17 protein-coding genes are annotated in these 19,050 nt (G+C 64.4%); 15 read left to right on the forward strand and 2 right to left on the reverse strand.

Annotation, left to right across the window (positions count from 1 at the left end; all coding sequences use genetic code 11):
* The first annotated feature begins 84 nt into the window (after window positions 1-84).
* Window positions 85-1,869 carry an IlvD/Edd family dehydratase gene (locus ACXYN8_RS02070; protein ID WP_458887623.1) on the forward strand — a complete coding sequence of 595 codons (1,785 nt, stop codon included), beginning with the start codon at window positions 85-87 and terminating at the stop codon, window positions 1,867-1,869.
* 8 nt (window positions 1,870-1,877) lie between these two features.
* Here the strand turns inward: ACXYN8_RS02070 and ACXYN8_RS02075 are convergent, their stop codons facing one another.
* Window positions 1,878-2,687 carry a FadR/GntR family transcriptional regulator gene (locus tag ACXYN8_RS02075; RefSeq protein WP_458887624.1) on the reverse strand — a complete coding sequence of 270 codons (810 nt, stop codon included), beginning with the start codon at window positions 2,685-2,687 and terminating at the stop codon, window positions 1,878-1,880.
* A 191-nt stretch (window positions 2,688-2,878) separates the two neighbouring features.
* Between ACXYN8_RS02075 and ACXYN8_RS02080 the strand changes: the two genes are divergently transcribed.
* The 4 genes from ACXYN8_RS02080 to ACXYN8_RS02095 are packed head-to-tail and all read left to right on the forward strand — an operon-like array spanning window position 2,879 to window position 6,382.
* The gene (locus tag ACXYN8_RS02080) at window positions 2,879-3,859 is read left to right on the forward strand and encodes a family 43 glycosylhydrolase (RefSeq protein WP_458887626.1); all 981 of its coding nucleotides are present in this window, start codon (window positions 2,879-2,881) and stop codon (window positions 3,857-3,859) included.
* A complete protein-coding gene (locus ACXYN8_RS02085; protein ID WP_458887627.1) occupies window positions 3,856-4,476 on the forward strand; it encodes a beta-xylosidase family glycoside hydrolase in 621 nt (206 codons plus the stop codon). Before ACXYN8_RS02080 ends, ACXYN8_RS02085 begins: the two co-directional genes overlap by 4 nt.
* Window positions 4,473-5,462: an AraD1 family protein gene (araD1, locus tag ACXYN8_RS02090; protein ID WP_458887628.1), complete on the forward strand. Its 990-nt coding sequence runs from the start codon at window positions 4,473-4,475 to the stop codon at window positions 5,460-5,462. The genes ACXYN8_RS02085 and araD1 overlap by 4 nt, the downstream gene beginning before the upstream one ends.
* Window positions 5,459-6,382 (forward strand): Gfo/Idh/MocA family protein, encoded by a 924-nt coding sequence (locus ACXYN8_RS02095; RefSeq protein ID WP_458887629.1) that lies wholly within the window; start codon window positions 5,459-5,461, stop codon window positions 6,380-6,382. The genes araD1 and ACXYN8_RS02095 overlap by 4 nt, the downstream gene beginning before the upstream one ends.
* Before the next feature lie 18 nt (window positions 6,383-6,400).
* Here ACXYN8_RS02095 and ACXYN8_RS02100 read toward each other — a convergent pair whose 3' ends face one another.
* Window positions 6,401-7,549, reverse strand: coding sequence for an aldose epimerase family protein (locus tag ACXYN8_RS02100; protein WP_458887630.1), 1,149 nt, complete (start codon window positions 7,547-7,549; stop codon window positions 6,401-6,403).
* A gap of 108 nt (window positions 7,550-7,657) precedes the next feature.
* Between ACXYN8_RS02100 and ACXYN8_RS02105 the strand changes: the two genes are divergently transcribed.
* From ACXYN8_RS02105 to ACXYN8_RS02150, 10 genes are all read left to right on the forward strand, one after another.
* Window positions 7,658-9,187, forward strand: a complete 1,530-nt coding sequence (locus tag ACXYN8_RS02105) for an alpha-N-arabinofuranosidase (protein WP_458887631.1) — start codon at window positions 7,658-7,660, stop codon at window positions 9,185-9,187.
* Between the two features lie 43 nt (window positions 9,188-9,230).
* Window positions 9,231-10,160, forward strand: a complete 930-nt coding sequence (locus ACXYN8_RS02110; protein ID WP_458887632.1) for an alpha/beta hydrolase — start codon at window positions 9,231-9,233, stop codon at window positions 10,158-10,160.
* A 99-nt stretch (window positions 10,161-10,259) separates the two neighbouring features.
* Window positions 10,260-11,207 (forward strand): GAF domain-containing protein, encoded by a 948-nt coding sequence (locus ACXYN8_RS02115; protein WP_458887633.1) that lies wholly within the window; start codon window positions 10,260-10,262, stop codon window positions 11,205-11,207.
* Window positions 11,208-11,350: 143 nt separating this feature from the next.
* Window positions 11,351-12,871 (forward strand): aldehyde dehydrogenase, encoded by a 1,521-nt coding sequence (gene adh / locus ACXYN8_RS02120; protein ID WP_458887634.1) that lies wholly within the window; start codon window positions 11,351-11,353, stop codon window positions 12,869-12,871.
* Between the two features lie 149 nt (window positions 12,872-13,020).
* The gene (locus ACXYN8_RS02125) at window positions 13,021-13,752 is read left to right on the forward strand and encodes a TorF family putative porin (RefSeq protein WP_458887635.1); all 732 of its coding nucleotides are present in this window, start codon (window positions 13,021-13,023) and stop codon (window positions 13,750-13,752) included.
* A 2-nt stretch (window positions 13,753-13,754) separates the two neighbouring features.
* A complete protein-coding gene (locus ACXYN8_RS02130; RefSeq protein WP_458887636.1) occupies window positions 13,755-14,159 on the forward strand; it encodes a DUF779 domain-containing protein in 405 nt (134 codons plus the stop codon).
* Between the two features lie 57 nt (window positions 14,160-14,216).
* Window positions 14,217-16,106, forward strand: coding sequence for a putative nucleotidyltransferase substrate binding domain-containing protein (locus ACXYN8_RS02135; RefSeq protein ID WP_458887637.1), 1,890 nt, complete (start codon window positions 14,217-14,219; stop codon window positions 16,104-16,106).
* 1 nt (window position 16,107) lies between these two features.
* Window positions 16,108-16,800, forward strand: coding sequence for an exonuclease domain-containing protein (locus tag ACXYN8_RS02140; RefSeq protein WP_458887638.1), 693 nt, complete (start codon window positions 16,108-16,110; stop codon window positions 16,798-16,800).
* Window positions 16,801-16,943: 143 nt separating this feature from the next.
* Window positions 16,944-17,228, forward strand: coding sequence for a DUF4212 domain-containing protein (locus ACXYN8_RS02145; protein ID WP_458887639.1), 285 nt, complete (start codon window positions 16,944-16,946; stop codon window positions 17,226-17,228).
* Between the two features lie 10 nt (window positions 17,229-17,238).
* Entirely contained in the window at window positions 17,239-19,017 is a 1,779-nt protein-coding gene (locus ACXYN8_RS02150; RefSeq protein WP_458887640.1) for a sodium:solute symporter family protein, read from the forward strand.
* Window positions 19,018-19,050 lie beyond the last annotated feature (33 nt).

Below are 19,050 nucleotides of genomic sequence, written 5' to 3' on the forward strand. Positions count from 1 at the left end.
CACAGGTCTTGCTAGACCGCTATTTGTAGGAGTAATGCGTGGCAACGGGCGGCGCGTCAAGCGCGGCCCGACAGGAAGGGGAACATGACGCGCAAACTTCGCAGCAAGGCCTGGTTCGACAATCCCGATAACATCGACATGACCGCGCTTTATCTGGAGCGATATCTGAACTTCGGGCTCAGCCTGGAGGAGCTGCGATCCGGCAAGCCGATCATCGGTATCGCGCAGACAGGCAGCGACTTGTCGCCGTGCAACAGGCACCACCTCGTGCTGGCCGAACGCATTCGCGAAGGCATCCGCGAGGCAGGTGGCATCGTGCTGGAGTTTCCGGTCCACCCGATTCAGGAAACCGGCAAGCGCCCGACCGCGGGGCTGGACCGGAACCTCGCGTATCTTGCGCTGGTCGAGCTGCTGTACGGTTACCCGATCGACGGCGTGGTGCTCACCACCGGCTGCGACAAGACCACGCCTGCCTGCCTGATGGCAGCGGCCACAGTGGACATTCCCGCCATCGCGCTATCGGTCGGCCCGATGCTGAATGGCTATCACAAGGGGGAGCGCACCGGTTCCGGCACCATCGTGTGGAAAGCGCGAGAGCTGCTGGCCGAAGGCAAGATCGATGACACCGATTTCATCCGGATGGTCGCGAGCAGCGCGCCCTCGACCGGATACTGCAACACGATGGGCACGGCGACGACCATGAACTCGCTGGCCGAAGCGCTCGGCATGATGCTGCCCGGCAGCGCCGCGATCCCGGCCCCTTACCGCGACCGGCAGGAAGCAGCCTATCTCACCGGCAAGCGAATCGTCGCGATGGTGGAGGAAGACATGAAGCCTTCCAACATCATGACCCGCGAAAGCTTCCTCAATGCCATCGTCGTCAATTCCGCCATCGGAGGATCGACCAATGCGCCAATCCACTTGGCAGCGCTGGCACGCCACTTGGGCGTATCGCTCGAACTGAAGGACTGGCACGTTCACGGCCACGCGGTTCCCCTGCTGGTCAACATGCAACCGGCCGGCGAGTATCTTGGCGAAGACTATTACCGTGCGGGCGGAGTTCCTGCCGTGATCGCGCAACTCATGGAACTCGGTCTGATCCACGAAAGCGCGCTGACCGTGAACGGCAAGACGATCGGCGACAATTGCCGTTCGGCCACGACCGAGGACGAGCGCGTTATCCGGCCTGCGTCCGATCCCATCCGCGAGAATGCCGGCTTCATCGTCCTGTCCGGAAACCTGTTCGACGCGGCGATCATGAAGACCAGCGTCATCGGCGAGGAATTCCGCACGCGTTACCTGTCCGATCCCGACGATCCCGATGCTTTCGAAGGGCCGGCGGTCGTGTTCGACGGGCCGGAAGATTACCACGCCCGCATCGACGACCCCGCGCTCGGCATCACCGACCGTCACCTGCTGATAATGCGCGGGGCCGGTCCGGTCGGCTATCCCGGCGCGGCTGAGGTCGTGAACATGCGACCGCCGGCGTATCTTCTGGCCGAGGGTGTGCACGCTCTGCCCTGCATTGGCGACGGGCGGCAATCGGGTACCTCGGCCAGTCCCTCGATCCTGAACGTCTCGCCGGAAGCTGCGGTCAATGGCGGGCTGGCTCTGGTGCGGACCGGCGACCGGCTGCGCGTCGATCTTGCCAAGGCGCAGGTCAACCTGCTGATCGAGCCGGAAGAACTGGACCGGCGGAGCCAGGAACTGATGGCTGGCGGAGGCTTCGCCTATCCGGAATCGCAAACGCCGTGGCAGGAAATCCAGCGCGCTCTCGTGGGGCAGATGGATAGCGGTGCGATTCTCGAAGGGGCGGAGAAATACCGGCAGATCGTGCGTACCAAGGGCCTGCCGCGCGACAACCACTGACCGGTGCGTCAGGCCCGGTCTTGCGGCGAGGTAATATCCTGCAAGGCCTGGTCGGTATCCTGCCGGGCGAGCAGCAGCAGCTCCGCCATGGCCCGTTCGGCAGCGTCGGGGTCGCGCGCATCGACTGCGTCCATCACGCGCTGATGGTCGGGCACCGGGTCGCGCGACAACCCGCCGGCGCGCTTCTTGAACAAGGTGGTGTAGGCGACCGCTGCGCCGATGCTGGCGCCGAGCGATTGCATCACCTCGTTGCCGCAAGCTTCCAGCAGCGTTTCGTGGAACACCCGATCCGCATCGCGACCGGCCCGTGATCGCAGGCCCTTGGCCGCCATTGTCGCCAGTGCCTCTCGCATCCGCTGCGCCTGCTCGTCGTCGCGGCGCGACGCCGCGAGCCGGGCGATTGCAGGCTCCACCACGCCGCGCATCTCGAACAGGTCGGCGACGAGGGAAGGGTCCGGACGGCCTGCGAAAGCCCAGCGCAGCACGTCGGGGTCGAGCAGGTTCCAGCGCGACCGCTCCTGCACGCGAGTGCCAGTCTTGGGGCGGCTTTCGACCAGTCCCTTGCCCGCCAGCATTTTCACGGCTTCGCGATAGGTGCCCCGCGAGATGTCCAGCCTTTCCGCTGTCTCGACTTCGCCGGGCAGGGTGTCTCCGACCCCCGCGCTTCCCGTGACGATCAGCTCGCCCAGATAGTCGAAGATCGCGCCGCGCACGCGCCGACCGCTCGTCTTCGGAGTGTCGTCGAACGCAGGCGCGCGCGAATTTCCGTGCTTGTTGGTGTCACGCTTGGTCGGCGATGGACTGGTTGGCTGTCGCATGGCCGCATCTATGCGTTCCCCCGCCTGCAAATCAATCCGCGTGACAAGCCAGGCCAGTGCCACCCGTGACGCTTTGACAGTTCGATTTGTCGGAGTAATGAACGGACGAGATCGGGAGAATGGTTGTGAAGATGGCAGGCGTGAGAGCATTTCGTGTGGCGAAAGGGCGCGTATCGAACGCCCTCGTAATCTTGACGGCTGCCGCGTTGGCAAGCGGTTGCACACTGGCAACCCCGCCGGCGGGACTGGCCAGTTTCGAGAACGCCGGAAACCCACTGATCCGGGATCGCCACACCGCCGATCCCGCGCCGCTGGTCGTCGGTGACCGGCTCTACCTCTACGCCGGACATGACGAGGCGCGCGGCGACCAGATGTTCAACATCACGGAATGGCTCGCCTATTCCACCACCGACATGCAGGACTGGACCTATCACGGGTCGATCATGCGCCCGACCGACTTCAGCTGGGCATCCCGCGATGCCTGGGCCAGCCAGGTCCACGAAAAGAACGGTCGTTACTGGTTCTACACCGCAGTCGAACATGACGAGGCGCAGGGCAGCCATGGCAAGGCAATCGGCGTCGCGGTGGCGGACAATCCGCTCGGCCCGTTCCGCGATGCGCTCGGCCGTCCGCTGGTGAAGAACGAGGATACCGCCGGCCCGCATCATTGGGACGATATCGATCCGACCGTGTGGACCAACCCGGATGAGAAGAGCTATCTCTTCTGGGGCAACGCCAACCTCTACATGGCCGAACTTGCGGACGACATGGTCAGTTTCGCCGGCCCGATCCGGCAGATAGAACTGCCGGACTTCGTCGAGGGACCGTGGGTGTTCGAACGAAACGGCACATATTACCTCGCCTATGCCTCGATGGACCAGCGGCTCGGGCCGGACGAACGGATTTCCTACGCCACCGCTCCGTCGATCACCGGCCCATGGACGCGGCAGGGGGAAATCACCGGCAGCGCGGCCAACAGCTTCACGATCCATCCTGGTATCGCGAAATTCAAGGGCGAGTGGTACCTGTTCTATCACGTCGGAACGCTGACGGTCGGAGATCAGCCGGGTGGCCTTGGCCGCCGTGCCGTGGCGGTCGAGCGACTGCTTTTCGATGAGGCAGGGCGCATACTTCCGGTCGAACAGACACAGGCGGGAATCCTTGCGGAGTGAAGGTTCTGCCGACGATTGCCGCGGTCTGCCTGTCGGGGGCCGGTCTTGCCGCCCAACCAGCGCCGGTGGCGCGCTTCAGCGCGATCACCATTGCCGATAGTTCTGGCGGCACGGTCAGCCATGATCCGGTCCAGCTGACAGCGGCAGGCAATTTGCTGTCCGACAGGGCACCGTCCGTGCACGCGATCGACGACCCCGGCGGTGACATGACTGTCGACGTCGTGCTCGAATACGCCGAAATCGCCGACGGCGACGTCGCTGGGCTGGCGATCATGCAGGATGGCGAGCGATGGATTTCGCTGCAGACGGAACCGATCACTCCGGCGGATCTGGTCGCCGTGCGGGTGCACGAAGCGGGCGATGTGGCCTATGCGGGGCGACTGCTCGCCACGGCACCATTGCCCGGCAGCTTCGGCGACAAGGTGCGATTGCGTATGGTGCGGGAGCGCGGCGAATATCGTTTCTACTTCGCGCCGGTCGATGGACCATGGCAGCCCCTGGCAAGCGCGCACCAGTCGCGTTTCTCAATCGCATTCGATCCTTCGGGGGCACCGACAATGATCGCGCTGCACGCTTTTGACGGCGGCGAACGACTTAAGGGAGATCTAGCGCAATGATGCTTCTACAGCGCCGCACGCAAGGCGGGCAGCGACAGGTTCTGGCGACGGTCGACGGCGAGACCGCGGTGGTCGAGGGGTTCGAATCGACGCTGGACCTGGCAAGTCATGCAATAGCCAGCGGAATTGCGCTTTTCGATGCCGTGGCTCGGGCCGGACTGGGAGAGCGCGTCGATCCCGCGGAAGAACTGGCGGCGGGTCGATTGCTTGCGCCGATCGATCATCCGGACAGCGCCCATCTTACCCTTGCCGGAACCGGTCTGACCCATCTCGGCAGCGCGGAGGGGCGCGACCGGATGCACAAGGCGGCCGCCGCCGGCGACGCGACCGATTCCATGCGGATGTTCCTCGAAGGCTTGGAAGGCGGCAAGCCGGAAGCAGGTGCAGTCGGCCAGCAGCCGGAATGGTTCTGGAAAGGCGACGGCCAGCACCTTGCCGGACCGAGCGAACCGCTGAAGGTTCCGCCCTATGCGCTGGACGGCGGGGAAGAGCCGGAGATCGCCGGCATTTACCTGATCGGTCCCGACGGCACGCCCTATCGCCTGGGCTACTGCCTCGCCAACGAGTATTCCGACCACGTTACCGAGAAGCACAATTACCTGTGGCTGGCGCATTCGAAATTGCGGCAGGCCTCGCTCGGACCGGAACTGTACGTCGGCACCCTGCCGCAGGATATTCGCGGCACGGCCCGCATCCGGCGCGGCGAGAGCGTGGAGTGGGAAAAACCGTTCCTGACGGGCGAAGCGAACATGGCCCACACCATGGCGAACCTGGAGCACCATCATTTTAAATACGAGCTGTTCTGCAGGCCCGATGACGTCCACGTCCACTTCTTTGGGACGTCGACCGCCAGTTTCGCGGATGGTTTCACGACCCGCGACGGCGACGTGTTCGAGATCGAGGCGCCGCCTTTCACCCTGCCTCTGATCAACACCCTGCGCGTCTTGGACGAAGCCGAACAGCCGATGCGAGTGAAGGCGCTTTGACCATTCGGATCGCCATCGTCGGGCTGGGAAAGATCGCCCGCGACCAGCACCTCCCTGCTATCGAGGGGGATGCCGCGTTTGCCTTGGCCGCAACGGTCGATCCGAACGCGCAGCCACGCGACGGCGTACCCCACTTCAGCGATCTGAAAAGCTTGCTGGCGAGCGATATCGCAATCGATGCGGTGGCGATCTGCACGCCGCCCCAAGCGCGGTACGAACTCGCCGACATGGCCCTGCACACGAGAAAGCACGTGCTGGTCGAAAAGCCTCCTGCTGCGACCGTATCCGCGGCGCAGGCACTCGCGACCAAGGCTGCGGACACCGGCACGGTTCTGTTCGCCGCCTGGCATTCCCGCTTCGCCCATGGCGTTGCGCCTGCGCGCAAGTGGCTGAAGGGCAAGACCATTCGAGCAGTTACCATCGACTGGCGCGAGGACGTGCGCGTCTGGCATCCGGGGCAGGACTGGATTTTCGAATCCGGTGGCTTCGGAGTGTTCGATCCCGGCATCAATGCTTTGTCCATCGCGACAATGATCCTCCCCCGTCCGCTGATGGTGGAGGGCGGGCATCTCGCCGTGCCGGAAAATCGCGCAGCTCCCATCGCGGGATACATCCGGATGCACGACAGCGCCGGTGTGCCCGTTAGCGTGACGCTCGATTTCCTTCAGGAAGGTCCGCAGACCTGGGATATCGCCATCGATACCGACGAAGGAAGGCTGACCCTTTCGCAGGGCGGGCGCATTCTTCGTTTGCCAGACGGCGAAAGCGAGGGGACCGATCGCGAATATATAGGGATCTACGCGGCGTTCGCGCGAGCGGTCGCAGCAGGTTGCAGCGAAGCCGACTTCACGCCGCTGCAACTGGTGGCAGACGCCTTCCTGCGCTGTCGCAGCGTGATCGCTCCGCCTTTTTCCGAATAGGGCCGATCCGTCGCCCGGTTACATCGGTGGCGCGGTGGAGACCCGGTAGATCATCTGATGCCGATAGGGCTTGCCCGGATCGACGCGCGCGCTGGGGAAGTTCGCACGGTTCGGTGCGTCGGGATAGTTCTGCGGCTCCAGCGCGATCCCGTCCCCCATACGATAGACCGTGTCACCCTTGCCCACCACGGTTCCGACCAGGAAGTTGCCCGAATAGAACTGCAAGCCGGGCTCGGTGCTCAGTACTTCGAGCACGCGACCCGATGCTGGGTGCACCAGCCGGGCAGCGAGTTCGGGTTGCGCGGTGCGTCCCTTGTCGAGCGCCCAGTTGTGATCATAGCCGCGGCCGATGACGATTTGCGGATCTTTGGCATCGCGCAACCCGTCCTCGATCCGGCGCGGCTGCCGGAAGTCGAAGACGGTGCCTGTCACCGGCGTCAATTCGCCGGTGGGGATCAGTGCGTCGTTCACCGGGGTGTAGGTCTTCGCCGGCATCATCAGCCAGTGATCCATCGCCCCTTGCGGCGCCCCCACGCCGGCAAGGTTGAACAGCGCATGGTTGGTCATGTTGACGATGGTCGGCGCATCGGTCGAAACTTCGAACAGAATGCCGAGGTCGCCCGCGTCGTCGAGCGTGTATGTCACGCGCACCGCGGCGTTGCCGGGATAGCCCTGATCCCCGGCCGGGCTGTCGAGCGTCATGACGACGCGCGCGACCGGGCCGTTCGCGACCTTCGCGATCCGCCACACGCGCTTGTCGAAACCATCCACCCCGCCGTGGAGCGAGTTGGCCGCGTCGTTCTGCGTCAGCTGGAAGCTGCGTCCGTCGAGCGAGAAGCGCCCGCCGCCGATACGGTTGGCATAGCGGCCCACGGTGACGCCGAAGTAATTCGGCAACGCCTCGTAATCCGCCGCATCGTCGTAGCCGAGAATGATGTCGCCGGGTCGCCCCTCCCGATCGGGCGCGACCAGCGACTGGAGCGTGGCACCGTAATTGAGCACGCGGGCCGACACGCCGGCGCTGTTGGACAGGGTCACCGCTTCGATGCGGGTGCCATCGGCCAGCGCTCCGGCCATCGTGCGATGCGCTTCCGCCGCGATCGCGGGCGGGGCCGCTACGGTCATCGCACCCAAGGCAACGGCGGTCGATATCCACGCTCTGGTCATTTCTCTTCCTCCCAAAACTAGCGCGACTCTTTTGTCCGACAAATTCGTCCTTGCCTAGCCTGCATCCGCAGTGGCAGGGTTCTCCGCGAGAGAAAAAAGGGAGTGGGTATGATGCGTTTGGGCAGCGCCTTGGCGGGTGCGTTGGTTTGTGCGGTCATGGCCATGCCGGTCGCCGCGCAGACTTCGATCACCATCGAACGCGAGAGCGAAATCGGCACGATCCAGCCGGAAGTTTACGGCCAGTTTCTCGAACATCTGGGCACGCAGCTTTACGGCGGACTGTGGGTTGGCGAGGATAGCGACATTCCGAACACGGACGGCGTTCGTGACGATGTTTTCGCCGCACTGCAAAAGCTGAAGGTTCCGGTCATCCGCTGGCCGGGCGGGTGTTACGCCGACCTTTATCACTGGCGCGATGGCATCGGCGAACGCACCCCGCGCGTGAACCTGGCCTGGGGCGGCACGGCGGAACCCAACACCTTCGGCACGCACGAATTCTTCAACCTGGCCGAGCGGCTGGGGGCAAAGACATACCTCAACGTCAATCTCGGCAGCGGAACGGTGAACGAGGCCGCCGATTGGCTGGAATACATCACCGGCAACGGTCAGACCGCGCTGGCAATGGAAAGGCGCGGCAACGGACGCGCCGCGCCGTGGAAGATCGATTACCTCTCGGTCGGCAACGAGACCTGGGGCTGCGGCGGCAGGATGCGGCCTGCTTATTATGCCGACCTCTACGCGCACTGGGCGAGCTTCATGACCGTCGACGGGGAAAAGCCCGTGATGATCGTCTCCGGGGCTCACGACGGAAATCCGGAGTTTTCCGACGAGGTGCTCGACCATCCGATGATCGGGGAGGTATCGAAGGGTATCTCGCTGCACTACTACACGCTCCCGACCAGCGACTGGTCGCGCAAGGGCGCAGCGACCGGTTTCGCGGAGAACGAGTGGGCATCGACGCTGGAACGGACGCTGCGCATGGACGGGCTGATCGCCAGCTCGATCGCGATGATCGACAGCCACGAAAAGCTGCCCGACGATTACGGCCTGTATGTCGACGAATGGGGAACCTGGTTCGACGAGACGGAAGGTCGTTCCTCGCTGTGGCAGGAAAACACGATCCGCGATGGCGTGGTCGCCGCGCTGAACCTCAACATCTTCCACAAGTACGCCGACCGCGTGCCGATGACCAACATCGCGCAGATGGTGAACGTCCTGCAGGCGATGATCCTCGTCGATGAAGAGAGGATGACGCTGACGCCGACCTACCACGTCTACGAGATGTACGTGCCCTTCCAGAACGCGCAGTCGCTGCGCGTGGCGTTGGAAGGGCCGACGTACAGCAATGGCGAGATCAGCGTTCCCGCGCTTTCCGCATCGGCGGCCCGGATGAAGGACGGCAGGCTCGCGATTGCGCTGGTCAATGCCGATCCGACCACCGCGCATGCCATCGCTGTTCCCCGCAGCGGAGCAGAGCGCGCGACGGGTCGGATACTGGCAGGAGACGCGATGGATTCGCGCAACACCGCCGCCGCGCCCGATGCCGTTGCCCCCCGGCCAGCCACGATCCGGCCGGAAGGCAACCGCTTCACCGCCGTACTTCCCGCGCGGTCCGTGTCCGTATGGATCGTCGGCTGAACCCCGCGCCGATCAACCAACTCCTACTGCAAGGATTATCTCGATGAGGAATATCTTCAGTGCCCTGATCTCCGCCTGCCTGCTGGCAGCGCCGCTCCAAGCGGCTGCCGCGCAGGACGGGACGATGTATCCCATGGATGCACCCGCGGAACCCGATGCCATTCCCCTGAACACGGGCGGTGTTGCAAATCAGCCGGCGGAAGAAAGCTGGTTCCGGCAGTGGGGCGATCCGATGGCGCGCAACATTTCCACCGCCACGCTGACGCCGTTCCTGCCCGATCCGGCGATCGCCAATGGCTCGGCCGTGATCGTCGCGCCCGGAGGGGGCTTCCGCTGGCTTTCCATGGGGAACGAGGGCTGGGAGGTCGCACGCGCCCTCAACGAACGCGGGATTGCTGCCTTCGTGCTGAAATACCGCCTGTTCCCGACCGAGCCTGCGCTCGAGCAGTTCGGTGCGCAGATGAACCGGACGTTCGAAGATGCGGCAGCGACGCAGGATGAGGAAGCGGACACGCGGCCTGCGCGCCGGATGGCCTGGGACCTGTCGAACCAGCAGGCGGATGCCGAGGCGGCCTACGCCCTGATCGCCGCGCGGGCGGACGACTGGAACGTCGACATGTCGCGGCTGGGTATGATGGGCTTTTCCGCCGGGGCGGGTCTGACCATGCACGTCACGCTCAATTCGGAACAGATGGACCTTGCCTTCATCGCGCCGATCTATGGCGGCATGGATGCGGTCGAAGTGCCTGCGGATGCGCCGCCGATGTTCGTCGCCATTGCCGCGGACGATTTCCTCTACGGCGGCACGACCGGTCTGATCCAGTCATGGTACGAGGCGAAGCGCCCGGTGGAATTTCACCTGTACCAGAACGGCGGGCATGGTTTCGGCCTGGGCAATCCCGACCGAACGAGCAATCGCTGGTTCGACGCATTTACCCATTGGCTGGACGTGAACGGCTTTACGTCGAAATGACTAGGAGAACATTCGGACCTTGCGGTTGATCGCGCGTGGGGAGGGGCGCTTCATTGCAGCTATTCGCCAAGCGGCGAAAAATGGAGTATTGCAGCCCGGATGAGTCATCCGCATCCCGATAAGGTCGAAGAGGTCCTGCGCTCTCCCACCAGCGCGGGGCAGTCGATGGTGGCAGCCAGCTGGTGCCGGTCGGGATTGAAATACGGGCTCGATGCCGCAGACGACCGCGGGCCGGATCTGGTCTCCGGAAGCGACCTGACCCAGCGGCGCCAGCGCCATGGCCTGATGCTCGACGTCGCCCGCCCACTGCTCGATCAGCTTTATCTCACCGTTGCGGCGACCGGTTGCGCCGTCATGCTGTCCGACAATGATGGCGTCATTCTGGAAGCGCGCAGCCAGGACGGCGATCGCGAGATGTTCGACCGGGTCGGCCTGACCCCCGGCGGGGTGTGGAGCGAGGGGCGCGAAGGGACCAACGGTATCGGCACCTGTCTGGCGGAAGGGCGCCCGGTGACGATCCACCGCAGCGAACATTTCGCCGCCCGCAACATCGGCATCAGTTGCATGGACGCACCGGTGCGCGATGCCACCGGGCGGCTGGTGGGCGCGCTCGACATCTCGAGTTGCCGCGACGATCATACCACGGCGATGGCGGCGCTCGTTCAGAAGATCGTGCAGGATTCGGCCCGTCGGATCGAAAGCGGCGTGTTCCGCCGCTTCTTCGAAGGGCACCGGATCATCGATGCGAACCTTCCCGGCGGCGATTCCGCGCTGCTTGCGGTCGATCGGGACGACCTGCTGATCGGCGCGACCCATGCCGCACGTCACCGCTTCAATCTCACCGACGAATGCCTGTCCGGCCGCCGCAGCGCCGCCGACGTGCTCGGCGGGCCGTCCGCCGAAAGTTTCGTCGATTCGGATCGCGCCGTTCTTCGCCGGGCGCTGGCGCAGGCGGAAGGCAATGCGACGCGCGCTGCCAAGGCGCTGGGGATCGGGCGGGCAACGCTGTATCGCCGCATGGACAAGGCCGGCATTTCGCGCGCCTGACGCGTCGCCCGAAGCCGACTGTCTCGCATCCGAGACAGTTTCGTTCCGTACCTTTGCGGCCCCCTCTTCCCAATCGCCCGCACCGGGTGAAGCATGACCCTCGCGACCGGGACGACCCGGCGATATATGAGAGGATCAGCACGATGGACGTACAGACAAGCCCTGCCGCTTCGATGACCGCACCCTTTGCCGAGAAGTATGACAACTTCATCGGCGGAAAGTGGACTGCGCCGAAGGACGGGCGTTATTTCGACAATATCTCTTCGATCACGGGCCGCGCCGTCTGCAAGATCGCGCGCAGCCAGGCTGCCGACGTTGAGGCCGCGCTGGACGCCGCCCACGCAGCAAAGCAGGCCTGGGGCCGCAGCAGCGTGACCGAACGCTCCATCATCCTGAACCGCATCGCGGACCGGATGGAACAGAACCTCGAAAAGCTCGCGGTCGCTGAAACGTGGGACAACGGCAAGCCGCTGCGCGAAACGATGGCTGCGGACATTCCGCTCGCGATCGATCACTTCCGCTATTTCGCGGGCGTCATCCGCGCGCAGGAAGGCAGCCTGTCCGAACTCGACCACGATACCGTCGCGTATCATTTTCACGAGCCGCTGGGCGTCGTCGGCCAGATCATCCCGTGGAACTTCCCCATCCTGATGGCGGCATGGAAGCTTGCCCCCGCGCTGGCCGCGGGCAACTGCGTGGTTCTCAAGCCCGCCGAACAGACCCCGGCCTCCATCCTCGTGTGGATGGAACTGGTCGCCGACCTGCTTCCCGACGGCGTGCTCAACATCGTCAACGGTTTCGGTCTGGAAGCGGGCAAGCCGCTCGCCAGCAGCAACCGCATCGCCAAGATCGCCTTCACCGGCGAAACGACGACGGGCCGGCTGATCATGCAATACGCCAGCGAGAACCTGATCCCCGTCACGCTCGAACTGGGCGGCAAGAGCCCCAACATCTTCTTCGAGGATGTCGCGCGCGAGGACGACGACTTTTTCGACAAGGCGATCGAAGGTTTCGTCATGTTCGCGCTCAACCAGGGCGAGGTCTGCACCTGCCCCAGCCGTGCGCTGGTGCATGAGAGCATCTACGATCGCTTCATGGAAAAGGCGATTGCCCGGACCGAGGCGATCAAGGCCGGCAACCCTCTCGACATGGAAACCATGATCGGGGCGCAGGCGTCTTCCGAACAGCAGGAGAAGATCCTCTCCTACATCGACATCGGCCGACAGGAAGGTGCCGAAGTGCTGACCGGCGGCGCCGCGGCGAAGTTCGACGGCGATCTGGCAGGCGGATATTACGTCCAGCCCACCATTTTCCGTGGCAACAACCGGATGCGGATCTTCCAGGAAGAAATCTTCGGTCCGGTGGTCTCGGTCACGACCTTCAAGGATCACGACGAGGCGCTGGAGATCGCGAATGACACGCTTTACGGCCTCGGCGCCGGCGTGTGGAGCCGCGATGCCAACACCTGCTACCGCTTCGGTCGCGCCATCGAGGCCGGCCGCGTGTGGACCAACTGCTACCACGCCTACCCCGCCCATGCCGCGTTCGGCGGGTACAAGCAGTCCGGCATCGGTCGCGAAAACCACCTGAAGATGCTCGACCACTATCAGCAGACCAAGAACATGCTGGTCAGCTACAGCCCGAAGAAGCTCGGCTTCTTCTAAGGGTAGCGCGCGCCCGGCGGTCGTTTTTCTCTCTTCCGACCGTCGGGCCGCCACCCGCCACCCCAATACCTTTTTGGAACTGACAGCCGGCATCGATCGGGCGCGATGTCGTGTGCGCATCATCACGTCCGGATAATCGGGAGATATTAATGAGGAAAGCTACTTTGCTGGGCGCGGGCGCCCTGATCTGTGTGACCGCTTCCCCCGCCCTGGCGCAGGACGCGATGAACGAATCCAGCGGTCCCCCCGCCTCCGATCCGGTCGAGGATGCGAGCGGCATGGACGTCAGCGTCTCGCTGTCCGCAGCCACCGACTACGTGTTCCGCGGGATCAGCCAAAGCGCGGAAGACCCCGCCGTATTCGCAGCGGTGTCCGTCAATTACGGCGGCTTCTACGCAGGCGCGGGGACCGAGAACGTCGACTTCCCCGGCATCGATCAGGAATACGACCTTTGGGCCGGATACGTCATGCAACTTGGTGGCGGTACCGCGCTCGATCTCGGCATCGTGCGCTATGGCTACATCGACAGCCCGGTGAACATCGACACGGTCGAAGTGAAGGCCGCCCTGTCGAGCGCGCTCGGATCCACCGGGGTCGGCGTGGCGGGTTACTGGACGCCCGACTACTTCGGCACGGATGATGATGGCTTCTATGCCGAGATCAATGCCGCACAGCCGGTATCGGACAAACTGCGCGTGTCGGGCGCGCTCGGTCACCAGTGGATCGGTGCGGGCGGCGACTACCTGACGTGGAACCTCGGCGCGTCCTATGCCGTGCTGCCGGGCGCCAACGTGGACGTGCGCTACCACGATACCGAAACGTCCGCTTTCGGAACGCTGGCCGACTCTCGTATTGTCGGCAGTTTCAGCGTAAGCTTCTGACCATGTCCGCTCCGCTCCGCGTCACCGCCACTCCAGAAGCACGGCAACTCCTCGACGAGATCATCTCCCGTCATGGCGAGGTGCTGATCCACCAGTCGGGTGGTTGCTGCGACGGCTCCAGCCCGATGTGCTTCCCGCGCGGCGAGTTTCGCATCGGGCAGGGCGACGTGCTCCTGGGCGAGCTCGGGGACACGCCGGTCTATATCGGCGGTCTCCAGTTCGCCGCCTGGAAGCACACGCAGCTGCTTCTCGATGCGGTGGCGGGGCGGGGCGGCATGTTCAGCCTGGACAACGGGACGGAGCGACGGTTCCTCGTTCGCAGCAGGATATTCTCGCAGGAAGAACTCGACGCGCTGGATGCTGCGGATCAGGCGCGAGAGGCGCCGTCACACGAGAGCGGCGACTGATCACGCCCTAAGACTTGTGTCGATCTGTCCCTTTCGCTGCTGTTCCTCTAGCTTAGCATGATGGATGCTTCCGTCCTGCCTGAAGTCGCGGCCTTTCTGGCCGAAGTCCCGGCGTTCGAGACATTGGGGCCGGGCGCCCGGCGGACGGCTGCAAGCCGCATCGAGATCCAGTATTTCCGCCGTGGCACGATCATCACCGATGCTGGCGACCTCAACGCCCACCTCTCGATCATCCGTTCGGGCAGCGTCGAGTTGCGACTCGGCGGCAGCGAACTGCACGCGCGGCTGGGGGAGCGGGATTGCTTCGGTTACCCATCGCTCATCCGTCATGGCCCGGCGCAAAACCAGGCCCTCGCGAAAGAGGACTGCTTGCTCTACCGCCTCCCTGCCGAGGCGTTCTACGAGCTTCGCGACGGAAACAAGGCATTCCGGAATTTCTTCGACATAGACGAAGCGGCCCGGTTGCGGCGTGCGGTGGGCACCTTTCGTGCCGAGGGACAGGACGCGGTCGAAAGCGACAGCCTGGGTACCCACATCCCGCTTGGCCGGATCGCGTCGCGGCGCAGCCTCGTGCATTGTACGTCCTCCCTGCCGATCGGCGATGCGGCACGGCTGATGGCGAGCTGCGACGTCTCGGTGCTGCCGGTGCTCGACGACGGACAGCTGACCGGCATCCTCACCGACAAGGACCTGCGCAATCGCGTGCTGGCGACGGGGATCGACCTGACGCTGCCGCTGGCCGAAGTGATGACGCGCAATCCGGTGACCGTCAGCGAAAGCCAGACGGTGCTGACGGCGCTGCTGGCGATGACCGCGCATCATATCCGGCATCTTCCCGTCACCGATGGCGCGGGCAAGGTGACGGGCATTGTCTCATCCAGCGACATCCTGGCGCAACTCGGCTCCAATTCCTTCCACCTCGCCCGCGAGGTGGGGCAGGCCTCCAACGTGGCTGACCTGGTCGAGGCGAGCACGCAGCTGCCGCGGGCAGTCGCCGGGCTGGTGGAAGCTGGCGTCGATGCGGAGCCGGTCGCGCGGTACATCAGCACGATCGGGGAGATGACGCACCGCAGGATGCTGGCGATCTGCGAGGCGCAGCTTGGGCCGCCGCCGGTGCCTTATGCGCTGGTCGCCTTCGGTTCGCTCGCGCGGTACGAGGTTTCGCTCGGTTCCGACCAGGACAACGGGTTCGTCTTCGGAGAGGATTACGTCCGCGCCGATCACGACAGTTATTTCAGCGACCTCGGACGGCGTCTGGCGGACGGGCTGGACAGCGCGGGCTTCCGCTATTGCCCGGGCGACATCATGGCCTCCAATCACGCCTACCGGGCGACGGTACAGGAATGGAGCGGCCGTTTTGCCCACTGGATCGACGCGCCTGATCCGCAGGCGATACTCGAAAGCGGTATCTTCTTCGACATGCGCGCGATTGCCGGGGATGCGACGCTGGTCGACCGGCTGCGCAGCGCGACCTTCAGGCGGGCGAGCCGCAACCGCATCTTCGCTTCTTTCGTCGCGCGCGCGGCAGCGGCGACGGCCGTGCCGCTCGGGTTTTTCCGCAACTTCCTGCTCGAACAGGACGCTGTGGAGGGCAAGGTGCTCGACCTGAAGGCTCAGGCGATCACCCCGATCATCGACCTTGCGCGCAGCTACGCCGTGGCCGAGGGAATCGAGGCGACGAATACGGTCGAACGGCTGCGCGCCGCGAGCGAGGCGGGCGTGCTGGACGCCGAGGCCGCGAGGGATCTTGCCGCCTGTTTCGAATTCGTGCGCGACGTGCGCTTCCGCCATCAGGCGGCGCAGATCCGGCGGGGCGAGGCGCCCAGCAACAAGCTCGATCCCAAGGAGCTGTCGCGTTTCGACCGCGACCACCTGCGCGATGCGTTCAAGCTGATAAGGGCGCAGCTCGACCGTCTGCGATCCGCCTATGCCGGCGGGCTGACCTGACATGTTCGCGGCGCTGTTCGGAGGTGTGCGGCGACGGCTGGAAAAGGAGTTTGCGCGCGCCGCGCGGGCTGCTCCTTCCGGGCCGCTCGCCGCATATTACGGCGCGGGCCTCGCCGACCTGGAGGCATCGGTGGGCGAGGCGCGCCTGCTGGCCATCGATCTCGAAACGGACGGGCTCAGACCGGCGGACGACAGCATTCTCGAAGCCGGAATGGTCGAGCTGGCGCGCGGGGCCGTGGCGGTCGCCACCGCGCGACGTTTCCGTTTCCGCGCCGACGCGGCCCTCAACCCGCAGGCGGTGGTGATCCATCGCATTACAGATGATGACCTGTCCGACGCCCTGCCGACGGAGGAGGCGCTGGCGCGCGTCTTGCAGGCTTGCGCAGGGCGCGTGCTGGTGGCGCATTTCGCGGAGATTGAAGCCGGCTTTCTCGACGCCGCGTGCCGCCGCGTGTTCGGCGCGCCCTTCGTTGCGCCTTTCATCTGCACCATGCAGATCGAGAACCGCTGGTTCCCGCGCCCGCGTGCGGAGGACGGACTGCGCCTTGGCAAGCTGCGTTCGCAATACGGCCTGCCCGCCTATCGGGCGCATGACGGGCTGACGGACGCGCTGGCCTGCGCGGAGTTGCTGCTGGCGCAGATTGCCCATGCCGGACGCGCGCAGGTGCCGGTCGGGCAGATGCTGCGGCATTAGCGCGCGCAACATCCCGCTTTCTCACCCCGTATTAGACCAAAGTCGCTCTGTGACGCAGCGACCACCCCTTTAGTCTGGAGGATGGACCGTGGAGCATGAGCTGCGCGGGAGCTTCGATTCAATCGAGAGGGGGAGGGCCAGCGATGTCCGACGAAGAAGAAAAGACAACCCCATCCGCGAACACGTCGGCGGGCGCCTACTGGCGCGCCAATATCCGCCTGCTCGTGACGTTGATGGTCATCTGGTTCGTGGTGTCGTTCGGCGCCGGGATCCTGTTCCGTCCGTTCCTGGACCAGTTCATGATCGGCGGCTTCCCGCTCGGTTTCTGGTTCGCGCAGCAAGGCTCGATCTACGTCTTCATCGCGCTGATCTTCTATTACACCTGGAAAATGAAGAAGATCGAACGCGAATTCGATCTCGACGATTGAGGGGGGTGTCATGAGCACACAAACACTAATCTATCTCTTCGTCGGGCTGAGCTTCGCGCTCTACATCGGCATCGCCATCTGGACGCGGGCCGGTTCGACCAAGGAATTCTACGTCGCGGGCGGCGGGGTGAACCCGATCGTCAACGGCATGGCCACGGCTGCCGACTGGATGAGCGCGGCATCCTTCATCTCGATGGCGGGCCTGATCGCCTTCATGGGTTATGACGGTTCGGTCTACCTGATGGGCTGGACCGGCGGTTACGTGATGCTGGCGCTGTTGCTGGCGCCTTACCTGCGAAAGTTCGGCCAGTTCACCGTGCCCGACTTCATCGGCACCCGGTACTATTCCAACGTCGCGCGCACGGTGGCGGTGATCTGCCTGATCTTCATCAGCTTCACCTACATCGCCGGGCAGATGCGCGGCGTGGGCATCGTGTTCAGCCGCTTCCTCGAAGTGGACGTCAACCTGGGCGTCATCATCGGCATGGGTATCGTCTTCGTCTACGCCGTCCTCGGCGGGATGAAGGGCATCACCTATACGCAGGTGGCGCAATATTGCGTGCTGATCTTCGCCTATCTCGTGCCCGCGATCTTCATCTCGCTGCTCGTAACCGGAAATCCGGTGCCGCAGCTGGGGCTGGGGGCGACGGTCAATGACGGGTCGGGGATGTACGTGCTGCAAAAGCTGGATGCGTCGCTACAGGACATGGGCTTTGCCGCTTATACCGACGGCACCAAGTCGATGATCGACGTGTTCTGCATCACCGCCGCCCTGATGATCGGCACGGCAGGACTGCCGCACGTCATCGTGCGCTTCTTCACCGTTCCCAAGGCATCGGACGCGCGCAAGTCTGCGGGCTGGGCGCTGATCTTCATCGCCCTGCTCTACACCACGGCCCCCGCGGTCGCGGCTTTCGCACGGATCAACTTCAACGAAACGGTCGACCAGACCGCCTACGAAGATGCCCCCGCCTGGTTCAAGAACTGGGAGTCGAACAAGCTGATCGCGTGGAGCGACAAGAACGGCGACGGGGTGATGCAGGTGGCATCGGGCGATGCCTTCAAGGGAGCGCCCGAATACACCGGCGAAACCGGGCCGCTGGGGCAGCAACTCGTCTCCAACGAAGTGCTGACCGACAATACGAACGAGGTCTATGTCGACCGCGACATCATGGTGCTCGCCAACCCGGAGATCGCAAATCTTCCCGGCTGGGTGATCGCACTGGTGGCAGCGGGCGGTCTGGCCGCGGCATTGTCTACCGCAGCGGGACTGTTGCTGGTGATCTCCACCGCCGTCAGTCACGATCTGCTGAAGTCCACCTTCAAACCGGAAATCTCCGAAAAGGGTGAACTGCTGGCAGCACGTGTCGCGGCAACGGCGGCGATCGTGGTGGCAGGCTATCTCGGCATCTACCCGCCAGGGTGGGTGGCGCAGGTGGTGGCCTTCGCCTTCGGTCTTGCAGCGGCATCGCTCTTCCCGGCCATCTTCATGGGGATCTTCTCCAAGTCGATGAACAAGGAAGGCGCGATCGCCGGGATGCTGACCGGCCTGATCTTCACCTTCTGCTACATCGCCTACTTCAAGCTGATGGTGGACCCGGCGATGAACGTGGCCGACAACTGGTTTCTGGGCATTTCGCCCGAAGGGATCGGCGTGGTCGGCATGGTGCTGAACTTTGTGGTGGCGATCGTGGTGGCCAAGATGACGGCGGCTCCTCCGGCCGAAATCGACAGCTTGGTCGAATCGATCCGCGTGCCGCGCGGCGCCGGGGATGCCCACGCCCACTAGCTCTCCACTTAGGGCAGGTATCCTCGAGGTGGG

It is taken from the genome of Altererythrobacter sp. CAU 1778 (genome assembly GCF_054482795.1).